Origin of the sequence: Paenibacillus sp. OK076 (assembly GCF_900110055.1) — a bacterium.
GTDB lineage: Bacteria > Bacillota > Bacilli > Paenibacillales > Paenibacillaceae > Paenibacillus.
The window spans coordinates 87,949-99,015 of record NZ_FOCH01000002.1 but is presented as its reverse complement, the minus strand read 5'-3'; the positions used below and the strand labels follow the sequence as shown (position 1 = coordinate 99,015).

Below are 11,067 nucleotides of genomic sequence, written 5' to 3'. Positions count from 1 at the left end.
TGGATGTAAAAAATTTAGAAGATTGATAGAGGAGATGCAAACCTGTATCTCGAGCTGCACCAAAATTAGTGTTGGCTTCATTTTATTGACGCGAATGCTAGGTTTAATCTAGTTCAGGAGACAAGAGGTTATGACACAATGGACATGAGTGATAGATTCAGAATTTTATATAGAAAAATATGGATTTTATATTTTTTGTTGCTATAATGGAAAATAAAGTATGTATTCTCGCCTGATGATGCGACTCCTCTACTAAAGAACACTTAGCTTCCATCTCCTAAAAAGCACACATTCCATTACATAATATGTATCAAAAATTTTCACACTTTCTTTAAAAGGAGGTGACCGTTGGGAGCATTTTAGATCTTCGTTCCCGTCTTCCACCAATTGGGGCTAGCGTTAACCATTATAAAGAACATAGGAGCGTGTCCAATGAACAGACAACTTTTCCCCAGATCTTTTCGAATTCTTATGGCTTGCTTGTTGATTCTTGCATTTGCCGTACCAGCAACTGCTTCTGCTGGCTATATTGGAGATAAGCTCACGATCGGCCAAAGTATGGCCAAGGGTGACTATCTCACCTCCCAAGATGGCAGGTTCTCAGCCATTTGGCAGAATGACGGGAATTTCGTTATCTATCAGAATGGTTCTTCTCTTTGGAGTAGCGGTACCAGTAACAGTGGGGCTCTTTCGTTCAAATTTGAACCACAATACGGGAAACCTGTCATCTATAAATATGGCATGAAATATCAAGATGTTTACCAATATGGTTATCGTTATGGTTTCAACCCGGCTACAGGTAAATTCGAATATTACACTGGTTGGGGATGGGATAAAGTTTTGATGATTGATACTTCTGTACAGATAGCTGCTTGGTCTCCCAATACCACCTCATGGATTCCAGGTCATCACGGGAGCAGCTTACCGGCTAACACAACAGGTGATACACTGGTCATGCAAAGTGATGGGAATTTAGTTCTCTATAACACAACCCTGACCAATGACTATTATCCTAACAGTTGGATTCCTGTTTGGGCTTCCAATACGGGCGGGCGCTAAATTTAGATCGAGAGCCGCATGATGTGCGGCTCTTTTTTTGTTTCCCCAAGGAAGTTGATAGATTACTTACATGTAGCGAGGGATATTTACATACAAGGAACTTTAACGAGTATTTTTCGTATTAAATAGACTAATTAACATATACAGGATGTGATAGTTTGACAGGAATTATAGGTGTTTTAGTCTTAATAATAGGATTAATTATGGCGATTTGGCCTTACTTTGCTTGGTATTTACGACTGGGATGGAACTTTAAAGATGCGGAGCCAAGTGACTTAGCATTAAATGCTGGACGGATCTTAGGTATTGTCTTAGTGATTGTCGGTTTTATACTAATCGTTTCAAGTTGCTCCACAGGAAGCGGAGCGGACAGCAAATGGGCAGAACAATTTAAAGAAAAACTTGATACAGGGCAAGTAAAAGAAATCAGTATCGGCATGATTAATCCCACCATATTAAGCGAGGAAGAAAAAAATACGGTTATCCAAATGATACAAGATGCAGAACTTAGACCTTTTGATGCAGGTGATGTTGTTGGATCGAACAATGCTGGGAAAATTACATTTACAGATGAAACGAGCCTAGACATCGTTATTTTCGGACCATCTGGAGGAATCGAATTGCATTCGAAGGCTCCCGAGATGGAGTATAAGATAATGAGTGAAGAGTTAAAAAATTGGTTTCAAACAAATTATAGTGATTAGTATTGTCATTATATTTAATACTAAAGAACGCTGCTCAACTGGATGCAGGCAGTTATTACGATAAACGTAGTTAGAAAGGAAACCCCATGAATAGTTCCTTGAAGCAACTAATGAAATCATTATTAGCACCAGTGTTTCCCGGTGGAATCATAACCATTCTGATATTTTATCTTGATTACTTTCAATTCGAACTTGTTGAGAAATTTCTACTGTTTGCGGCTTTCGTCATTGTACCTCTTGTGATTTTACTTTTGAACCATGACGAAAAGAATAAACATCAACGAATGATATATGCTGCTATGAAATGGCTTCAATTTCCCGCTGCGCTTTTTACCCTGGCCTCGGTAATGAGTAGTAAGATGTGGGGGTTAGAAAGTACGGCAATCCCAGGGATTCTGTCCCTTGGATGGCTACTGTTTACCCTGCTGCTTGGTATCTATGGCTTGACCACTATCGTGATCTCTAAAGGAAAAGCAGCGGAAGTAGCGATTGGAGCGGGGCTCGTTTATTTTTTTGTCGGGGGCATTTGGTTTACCTTATATCAATATCAATTGAACCTCTTCCAGGCTAATCCTGCAACGCACGCGTTAAGCTCGCTCCACTTCCATTTCTCATCTGCTATCGTTCCAATTTTTATTGGTGCACTGGGACGCATCATGACGAAGAAAAGCTGGTATCCCTGGGTTGTTGCCATCGATATCATCGGACCCATCTTGATTGCTATTGGTATGATTTTCTCCAAGCCGATTGAATACATTGGTGTCAGTTTGTTCGCCTGCAATATTGTGGTATACACCGCTTATCTCCTTGCTTACTTGAGGAAAAATGCTTTGGATATTAAGGCAGCCTTCTTCTTAGGCCTTTCTTGCCTAGCCTTTTACACGGTTGTTGTCATTTCCATCTTCTATCCGTTACTGAAAAATATGTACTCCTTAACCATACTCGATTTTATTCCTATCTATGGATCTCTGCATGCGTTTGGTTTTGTCTTATGTGGACTAATTGGTTGGGTGTTTATGGTAGACTTCATTAAGGAAAAGGCTAACCAATCGGGGCTCTAGCGGATTTTCTTCACGAGGTGATAGATTAGCTTGATCATACTCAGGTTGATTTTGAAGTGCCAAAAGCCTACGGAATGAATCCCGTAGGCTTTCGATTATATAAATTCAAGGAGGAAATGTAGAATTAGCTTAATGCTTTTACTAAAGCTTCTCCAAATTCTTTAGCGCCATCCGGACCATCGCCAGTGATAATATCTTCATGAGCAACAACATGTTTTTCAACATATGTTACTTTATTCGCTTTTAATTGGTCTTTTTGTACATCTACTGGATAGCAAGTAGCCTCTCTTCCGGTAAGTAAACCGGTTTTAGCTACAGTAACCGCACCTGCACAAATTCCTGTTACCAGAACTTTATCAGTATACGCTTGTTTCAAGTAATCTTGTAATTCTTGATTCCCCCATAGATGATCGTTCGTACCAGATCCACCAATCACTGATACAACATCATAATCAGAAGCAATAACGTCAGAGAAAATGACCTCAGCAGTTGCTTTGCCTTCATAATCCCCTATGATTTCACCTGTTTTTGTACTTGCAATGGTCACATCAATTCCGTTGCTTTCCAATTCGGCTTTTGGTTGAGATAATTCATCCTCATTGAAACGTTCTGGTGGTATAATAAAGAGTGCTTTTTTACTCATTTGTAGTTCCTCCTAATTAGTGAAAAAGATTGTCGGTCAGACGACTATTTTAGTCTACTGCTTGTTTTCTTCACTGTGAAGTATGCACTTTTGTGTAAGAAGGTTACCTACAGGTTACAATTGATACGAGTAGGGAGGTAAGAGCTTATGCCAGATACGTTTAGAGATGAAGTTAAAGAAAAGATCATAAATGGTGATTATAATTGTGAAAAAGAACTTACCTTATCCATTCTAAGTGGTAAATGGAAAATTGTTATTTTATGGCATTTAGGTGTAGAAGGACCGTATCGATTCAGTGATCTCCAAAGGCTTTTTCCAAAAATATCTCATAAAATATTAACGAATCAATTAAGAGAACTGATGGAAGATGGAATAGTTCATCGCGAGGTTTATCCAGAAGTTCCACCCAAAGTGGAATATTCCATGACTGAATTGGGGATGACTTTACTTCCTATCGTTGAAATGATGTATGAATGGGGAAAAAATCGGATAGCAGAAATCATAAAAGAAATGGATATACCGGAATCAAACAAATAATCCCTTACTCTTCGACAGCTTCTTGAATACACTCTGAGACCTTTTGCTTCGTTACCCTTGCTTTATGAGCAATCGTTCCTTCCTTTACAGGATCTCGGGCGCTACTTTTCAAATCAATTTGGCTACTTGTCCAATAGTGAATATATTCTTTTGTATTAGAACAGCAATCGAAATTTCATCCGAAAATTACTAATGAACTCTAGCAGTGAACTTAAGGTGATATCTTCTATACTATTAACACTTCATTCACCTCTATATTAAACTAAAATTCACTTATGCTTAAGACCTTAAGTCTAATAGTGATCATGTCAATATAGTACTAATTAAAGGGCATACTAATAAGGAAAGGATGTGGTTCATCGTGACTACAATGAAGGCGGTAGGATTAACTCGTTACCTTCCAATTGACAATCCCCAAAGCCTGGTGGACATAGTTGTTGAAAAACCAAAAGCAACAGGTCGTGACATTTTGGTCAAAGTTACAGCTATATCGATCAATCCTGTTGATACAAAGGTACGAGCGCCTAAGGAAAAAGTTGAGGAAGTTCCTAAAATTCTAGGTTGGGATGTGGCAGGAGTCGTCGAAGAGACAGGGCCAGACTGTTCATTGTTTCGTCCGGGAGATGAAGTTTTTTATGCTGGCAGTATTGCACGACAAGGCGGAAACAGTGAATACCATCTGGTCGATGAACGAATCGTTGGGCGCAAACCTGTTTCCTTAAGTTTTGTGGAAGCCGCAGCTCTTCCCCTAACCTCCATTACAGCCTGGGAAGCATTATTTACCCGAATGTCTATTTCCCAAGATCCGGGTTTCAACAAAGGAAAGGCTCTGCTGATTATTGGTGCAGCCGGGGGTGTAGGTTCCATTGCCACTCAGCTTTCAAAACAAGCGGGGCTTACTGTAATCGGGACTGCTTCCCGATCGGAGACGGTTAGCTGGGTTAAATCAATGGGCGCGGACTATACCATTAATCACCATGAGCCACTCCTTCCACAACTTCAATCAATTGGATTTACAAGCGTTCCCTATATTTTTTGCCTGAATGCTTTGGAAAAACACTGGACCGGTATTAGTGAAGCTATTTCTCCGCAAGGAGTTGTATGCGCAATTGATGATCCGACCTCTCCGCTGGACCTCACATTGCTTAAGCAAAAAAGCGTCACCTTCGTGTGGGAGTTTATGTTTACTCGCGCTGTTTACGAAACAGATGATATGATTGAGCAGCATTTATTGCTTAATCGTATTGCTGATGCTGTGGATAACCAAAAATTAAAGACAACACTGGCCCAGGTCCTTGGACCCATCTCAGCAGAGAATCTCCGGCAAGCCCACAAATTTTTGGAGAGCAATAGGACGATTGGTAAAATTGTACTGGAAGGTTTTATTTAAAAACCTGGTTGCATCTTTCGGGTTTTTGATTAACCAATCGGCTTATATGAAGTAGTTTAGCCAGGTTCGTGGTATAATGGTGTTTACCTGATTAACATTCATCATTCTGCCGAGATGGCGATGATTAAGGAGATTGAACTTTGACGAACAACCATGATATTGGAGCAATTAACGAACTACCGGAAAACTTTGAAGAGCTCAAACGAGCGGCTAATCGTTCGGCAAGCTGGAGAGACCGACTGAATGCAGTGAACGAATTGGGAAACTGGGATACAGCCCCTACCATACAGTTACTACATTATGTTTTGAAAAATGATCAAGTGTTTCAAGTGCGCGAAGCCGCATATCTTAAGCTTAAGCAGATGGATGAAGATGTACAAATGCCTGCCAAAAACAAAGGCGATTTGTTTAAAGGTCTTAACAAAATTTTGCTGCGGATTAAAAAAAGCCTTCCCGAAGGTCACACATTTGAGCAATTTAAGGAAAAACTGCAAAAGACACGTCTGGATATCTATGATACTTACGAGGGCGACAAAGATGCTGAGTTCGACTCCTGGCTCCATGGAATTTGGGAGACACTAGGTAGAAGATAGCCGCCGTTACCGTATAATAGCTGAGTACAAAGCCACTCCAAAAAATGGAGTGGCTTCTTTATTTCTTATTATTTTGATTTCCACCAGAAATAAGTTAGAGCGTATGGATTAATTCCAAACTTCTTCTGCAATTTCCTTTACATAACGAAGTTTACGCCATTGTTGTTCTTCCGTTAAAATATTGCCTTCTTCTGTAGACGAAAAACCACATTGTGGGCTCAAACAAAGTTGCTCAAGTGATACATAGGTTGCCGCCTCTGCAATCCGAGCCTTAATTTGTTCTTTATCCTCTAACTCGCCTGATTTCGATGTGAGTAAACCAAGTACGATTTTCAAATCTTTTCGATTCACATATTGTAATGGCTCGAAACCACCTGAGCGCTCATCATCAAACTCTAAGAATAATCCATCTACGTTTAAGCCTCCAAAAATAACTTCAGAAGCGTACTCGTAACCACCCGTTGAGAAATAGTTCGATTTATAGTTACCACGACAAATATGCATCGTCACAACTAAATCTGCCGGTTTATGAGCCAAGGATTCATTAATCATTCGCTGCATCGTTTTCAACTCTTCCGCCGGTTCCAGACCTTTAGCACGCAGCTTATCGTGACCAGCTTCTGAGAATAGATCTGCCCAAGCGGTATCATCCAATTGCAGGTATCGACATCCCGCATCATAGAAGGCTTGAATGGCTTTTTGATACGCCGCAATCGTATCCTGAAGGAATTGCTCCCGATCCGTATAGGTATTGGCACCATTTTCCAACCGATATAGAAGCATGTTGGGACTTGGAATGGTCTGTTTCACCACTGCGTCACCTGCATGCTTTTTCAAAAACACAAAATCCTCAACAAAGGGATGACTCGAGAAATCAACTTTACCAACAACACGAATCCCACCCTTGCGAGTTTGCATGTTATGGAATTTTGGTCCATCTATTTGCTCATATAACTCTACGCCATCCAAGCCATCCAGAAAATCAAAATGCCACCAGCTTCTGCGGAATTCACCATCGGTAACGGCCAATACGCCATTTTCCTTTTGCTTTTCAATAATTCGAATAATCTCTTTATCTTCCACAGCTCTTAATTCCTCATATGTGATATTGCCTGATTTATATTGTTCACGTGCCTGACTTAAATTTGCAGGACGTAGAAAGCTACCTACATGATCATTACGAAATGGTATCATAACTATTTCTCCTTCTAGCTTTTTGGTTCACTGAGTATAGCATGATTGGAATGATAGCATGTTATATGAAAAATGCATGACTGGTCATAGCTTTTAACAATAGCTAAAAGACCCCAAAAGCAAAAAACACAACCTCATAGGGTAGTGGATGTGGTTTACCTTATATCAGTATCAATTTAGCCTAACATTCACCTTCCTATCTCTCCCATTATATTTATTTTCTAGTATAATAACTGGATACAACAATAATTTTAAAATAGAAGGAGAGTTGTTATGGAATATCATGTATCCATACATGGGAATGATCAAGGAAAAGGAACAGCGGATCAACCCCTTCGTACCATATCACGCGCTGCGGCTCATGCCATGGCTGGTGATACAGTTATTGTTCGTGCGGGAATATACAGGGAATGGGTTAACCCGGCTAATGGAGGAACAGCGGAGCATAGAATCGTCTATCGATCCGCAGGAGACGGCGAAGTCGTCATTACAGGAGCTGAACGGGTTACCAACTGGAAGTCTGAAGGAGACGATGTTTGGCGTACAGAAGTACTCAATTCCATCTTTTCTGTTCGCAATCCCTTTGAAGTTGAACTCAGTGGAGACTGGTTGTTTGACGGGCCCTTCCCGATTCATCTCGGCGATGTCTATTTGGATGGCAAATCATTGTATGAATGCGATAACATTGAAAGCGTTAACAACCCTGGAATTTGGTCCGAAGCCAAGTATCCCAAAGATTCATTGTTAAAATGGTATGCCGAGGTTGGTTCTACAACAACCAAAATCTGGGCCAACTTTGGTGGAAAAGACCCTCGTACGGAAAATGTAGAAATTAATGTACGTCCTTATTGCTTCTGGCCTGAGAAAGCGGGAATTAACTACATCACCGTAAGCGGTTTTACTCTTCGTCAAGCCTCCCCCCAATGGGCGCCACCTACAGACTACCAGGAAGGATTGATTGGACCTCACTGGAGCAAGGGCTGGATTATTGAAAACAATATCATCAGTGAATCCAAATGCGTTGGTATTAGCCTGGGTACCGAAATCGGCACAGGGCACACCAAGTCTTTGGAGAAGCATAGTAAAGGCGGCACTCAACGCGAGCAGGAGGTTATTTTACGAGCATTACGCTCCGGCTGGCATAAAGATCGCGTCGGCAGTCACATTGTTCGAGGTAATGTGATTCATGATTGCGAACAGGCAGGTATTGTGGGTCATATGGGAGCAGCCTTCAGCCACATTGTTCAGAACCGTATTTATAATATTCACCACAAACGACTCAGACATGGTGCCGAAGTAGCCGGAATTAAACTGCATGCTTCACTGGATACTCAGATTAGCGAAAATATAATGTATAGCTGTTACCGTGCGCTTTGGCTGGACTGGCAGGCACAGGGCACTCGCATCAGCCGTAATGTATTTTTTGACAACCTTTCGGAAGATCTCTTCGTTGAGGTTTGCCATGGTCCGTATATGGTCGATCACAATCTATTTCTCTCTCCGATGAATTTCAGAAATATGGCTCAGGGCGGGGCATTTGCTCATAATTTGTTTGCAGGCCGATTTGTAGTCCGTTCTGAAATTACTCGTATTACGCCATATCACTTCCCTCACGAGACGGCCATGGCCGGATACTCCAATATCACTGGGGGCGATGACAGGTACTACAACAATATATTTATTGGTGACAATGATCCTAATAAGGAACCTGTGCCCATCACCTTTTTTGAGCATCTTCCACTTAAACCAAGGGATGAAGTTGGAGAGGACGGGAAGACGGTCATGGACGGGGTTCCGGACAATTCCATATGCTATCTGCATGCTGTGGGACTTGGCGGCTACGATCAACATCCTGATGTGAAAGATAAGAAATGGTGGGAATACACCAAAGAGGAGCTTATGGAGCTTGGCGATGCCGCGAAGGATCTCTTTATAGGCAATGCCGTTCTTCCGGTGGCTATGGGTGGCAATGTATTTCTTAACGATGCGGTTCCAAGTCGTCACGAATCCCAAGCGAAGATAGTTGCACAGAAGGGCGTAAAAATTGAGATGAATCCTGCACTAGGCAAAGTGCACATTCAGATCCATGATCCCGAATTGCTTCGGGGAACCTCTGCAATGTTAGTTACCACGGATCTGCTTGGAAAGACTTATCATGCCAACATGAAGTTTGAGGAGCCGGACAGCAGCCCATATCATTTTGACTCCGACTTTTTCGGAACAAAGAGACCCGATGCAGTTGTCACACCTGGTCCCTTTGAATTAACCGAAAAGGGTACGATTGATTTTGAAATTTAATTTATGATTGAGGATCCAGTCATTCTAAATGATTGGATCTTTATCCTGACTCATATCAATCAATGATTCCAACACTTAAAGACGAACTCCCCAGTGACAAAGAAGAAACCAAAACCTTCGGCCATTTCAACCCCAGTTCATTTTGACAAATAAAGTGAGAGAGTGCTAGATTCTAATTATATTCATTCTTTAAATGGGGTGGGCCTATGAGAAAAAAACTACAAATTTACATATCGTCTACTTACTACGATCTTATTGAGGAAAGACATACCGCTGTTGAAGCCGTACTTCAAGCTGGTCATATCCCTGCGGGAATCGAGCAATTTTTCAAGGAAAGTCCAATGAAAATTAGGAAGAGATGGATCGACGAGTCCGATGTATATGTCCTGATTCTCGGAGGATTCTATGGTTTAACACTTCCTGAAGATGAATCCAAGAGCTATACCCATTGGGAGTATGAGTATGCCGGAGAAGCGGGCAAACCTAGATTTGCTTTTGTTGTCACAGATGAAGCATTAAGACAAAAGCCATACGACTTCGCAGCAATTGAATACTATCAGAAGTTTCAAGAATTTAAGCAATCCGTCATGGAACAAATCCCTATCTATTATGTTGAAGATGTACGGCACATTAAAATGGTACTTCATGATCAATTGCCGGAGTATGCAGCAAGAGAGGATTTGTATGGCTGGCTTTCTGGCAAGAATGTCCCGGAAGTCCAAAAGCTGTTGGAAGAGAATGCAAGATTAAAGGCGGAGTTGGAGAAAATGAAATGAAAGTTGGTCTAAAGGCGACAGCTCCCAGCTATCGTCTTTTTCAATTTTTTTAAATAATCGAAGCTCCTGGTAATCCTCACCTTTCATTTGAGGTCGCACTTTGTTCTTTACCCCATAGCGAAGATTCTTTCTTTTCCATAGCCAGAATGCTATGCCCAGGTGACCTCTTACGTGTTCACTTTTCATTGAACTACCGCACACGTTAGCTTAACGCAAGTCGTAACGGTATCTTGTCGTTAAATCCCTCGTCCGCCATTCATAACCGTTCTATACATTTTTTCTGCTTCAATTGGGCTTTCTTTTGCCGTCATATGGTGCGGAATAACACGGTACACTTGAACCGGTCCGCCGAATACGGCCGACCTATACTTGTCCACATGCTGCTTCGACAAGGGGCGGTTATAATAGCCAGGTACGTATTTATTGATCATTTCCTGAAGTACATGGGTGGCTTCATCCAAATCAGTGATTGGCTCTGCTTGCCCAAATACCATTACGCTCATATAAGCCGTATCCGTTTTGGCAGGTACCGGGTCAGTGATGGTCCCATATTCCTCACATACCGTAAAACATACCTCTGGATTTTCACTCATGACATGATTACGCCTTCCATCTCCAGCCCCGTGAAAATAGAGCTTCTCCTCAGCCCACACATAATTAAGCGGTACAACATAGGGCAGGGTCCCATCAACCAACCCAAGATACCCAATTCTCGCCTGATGAAGGAAACATTCAATTTTCTCTTGATCCCGGCATTCCCTGATCTTGTAACGAACCGAATTCATTTCTAAACCTCTCCTTTCACTCATAAC

Annotated in this window: 11 protein-coding genes and 1 pseudogene; 8 read left to right on the top strand and 4 right to left on the bottom strand. The window is 41.5% G+C overall.

Annotated features, from left to right (window positions below; all coding sequences use genetic code 11):
* The first annotated feature begins 432 nt into the window (after positions 1–432).
* The 3 genes from BMY78_RS19360 (at position 433) to BMY78_RS19350 (ending at position 2,824) form a co-directional block, all read left to right on the top strand.
* Positions 433–1,059, top strand: a complete 627-nt coding sequence (locus BMY78_RS19360; RefSeq protein WP_090902751.1) for a hypothetical protein — start codon at positions 433–435, stop codon at positions 1,057–1,059.
* A gap of 158 nt (positions 1,060–1,217) precedes the next feature.
* Complete coding sequence (locus tag BMY78_RS19355; RefSeq protein WP_090902749.1) at positions 1,218–1,763, top strand: DUF6199 family natural product biosynthesis protein; 546 nt, start codon at positions 1,218–1,220, stop codon at positions 1,761–1,763.
* An 86-nt stretch (positions 1,764–1,849) separates the two neighbouring features.
* Positions 1,850–2,824: a YndJ family transporter gene (locus tag BMY78_RS19350; RefSeq protein ID WP_090902747.1), complete on the top strand. Its 975-nt coding sequence runs from the start codon at positions 1,850–1,852 to the stop codon at positions 2,822–2,824.
* Between the two features lie 124 nt (positions 2,825–2,948).
* Here BMY78_RS19350 and BMY78_RS19345 read toward each other — a convergent pair whose 3' ends face one another.
* Positions 2,949–3,467: a DJ-1/PfpI family protein gene (locus tag BMY78_RS19345; protein WP_090902745.1), complete on the bottom strand. Its 519-nt coding sequence runs from the start codon at positions 3,465–3,467 to the stop codon at positions 2,949–2,951.
* 147 nt (positions 3,468–3,614) lie between these two features.
* On the opposite strand from BMY78_RS19345, the gene BMY78_RS19340 reads away from it, so the two are divergent.
* On the top strand, positions 3,615–4,004 hold the full coding sequence (locus BMY78_RS19340) for a winged helix-turn-helix transcriptional regulator (protein ID WP_090902743.1): 390 nt from the start codon (positions 3,615–3,617) through the stop codon (positions 4,002–4,004).
* Between the two features lie 13 nt (positions 4,005–4,017).
* Here the strand turns inward: BMY78_RS19340 and BMY78_RS33410 are convergent.
* Positions 4,018–4,178 (bottom strand): annotated as a pseudogene (locus tag BMY78_RS33410) (LytTR family transcriptional regulator); the annotation flags it as partial.
* Positions 4,179–4,374: 196 nt separating this feature from the next.
* On the opposite strand from BMY78_RS33410, the gene BMY78_RS19335 reads away from it, so the two are divergent.
* Positions 4,375–5,394, top strand: a complete 1,020-nt coding sequence (locus BMY78_RS19335; RefSeq protein ID WP_256222288.1) for a zinc-binding alcohol dehydrogenase family protein — start codon at positions 4,375–4,377, stop codon at positions 5,392–5,394.
* A 140-nt stretch (positions 5,395–5,534) separates the two neighbouring features.
* A complete protein-coding gene (locus BMY78_RS19330; RefSeq protein ID WP_090902740.1) occupies positions 5,535–5,987 on the top strand; it encodes a HEAT repeat domain-containing protein in 453 nt (150 codons plus the stop codon).
* 108 nt (positions 5,988–6,095) lie between these two features.
* On the opposite strand, the gene BMY78_RS19325 is transcribed toward BMY78_RS19330, so the two are convergent.
* Positions 6,096–7,181 carry a 5-methyltetrahydropteroyltriglutamate--homocysteine S-methyltransferase gene (locus tag BMY78_RS19325; protein WP_090902739.1) on the bottom strand — a complete coding sequence of 362 codons (1,086 nt, stop codon included), beginning with the start codon at positions 7,179–7,181 and terminating at the stop codon, positions 6,096–6,098.
* 273 nt (positions 7,182–7,454) lie between these two features.
* On the opposite strand from BMY78_RS19325, the gene BMY78_RS19320 reads away from it, so the two are divergent.
* A complete protein-coding gene (locus BMY78_RS19320) occupies positions 7,455–9,479 on the top strand; it encodes a right-handed parallel beta-helix repeat-containing protein (protein WP_090902737.1) in 2,025 nt (674 codons plus the stop codon).
* A 206-nt stretch (positions 9,480–9,685) separates the two neighbouring features.
* Positions 9,686–10,255 (top strand): DUF4062 domain-containing protein, encoded by a 570-nt coding sequence (locus tag BMY78_RS19315; RefSeq protein WP_090902735.1) that lies wholly within the window; start codon positions 9,686–9,688, stop codon positions 10,253–10,255.
* Between the two features lie 236 nt (positions 10,256–10,491).
* Here the strand turns inward: BMY78_RS19315 and BMY78_RS19310 are convergent, their stop codons facing one another.
* Positions 10,492–11,040 (bottom strand): pyridoxamine 5'-phosphate oxidase family protein, encoded by a 549-nt coding sequence (locus tag BMY78_RS19310; RefSeq protein ID WP_090902733.1) that lies wholly within the window; start codon positions 11,038–11,040, stop codon positions 10,492–10,494.
* Positions 11,041–11,067: the final 27 nt, after the last annotated feature.

Excerpts from the sequence above, each read along its gene's own strand:
- BMY78_RS19310 (WP_090902733.1), bottom strand. The coding sequence starts at position 11,040 with ATGAATTCGGTTCGTTACAAGATCAGGGAATGCCGGGATCAAGAGAAA.
- BMY78_RS19340 (WP_090902743.1), top strand. The coding sequence starts at position 3,615 with ATGCCAGATACGTTTAGAGATGAAGTTAAAGAAAAGATCATAAATGGT.
- BMY78_RS19345 (WP_090902745.1), bottom strand. The coding sequence starts at position 3,467 with ATGAGTAAAAAAGCACTCTTTATTATACCACCAGAACGTTTCAATGAG.
- BMY78_RS19335 (WP_256222288.1), top strand. The coding sequence starts at position 4,375 with ATGAAGGCGGTAGGATTAACTCGTTACCTTCCAATTGACAATCCCCAA.
- BMY78_RS19325 (WP_090902739.1), bottom strand. The coding sequence starts at position 7,181 with ATGATACCATTTCGTAATGATCATGTAGGTAGCTTTCTACGTCCTGCA.
- BMY78_RS19360 (WP_090902751.1), top strand. The coding sequence starts at position 433 with ATGAACAGACAACTTTTCCCCAGATCTTTTCGAATTCTTATGGCTTGC.
- BMY78_RS19350 (WP_090902747.1), top strand. The coding sequence starts at position 1,850 with ATGAATAGTTCCTTGAAGCAACTAATGAAATCATTATTAGCACCAGTG.
- BMY78_RS19320 (WP_090902737.1), top strand. The coding sequence starts at position 7,455 with ATGGAATATCATGTATCCATACATGGGAATGATCAAGGAAAAGGAACA.
- BMY78_RS19315 (WP_090902735.1), top strand. The coding sequence starts at position 9,686 with ATGAGAAAAAAACTACAAATTTACATATCGTCTACTTACTACGATCTT.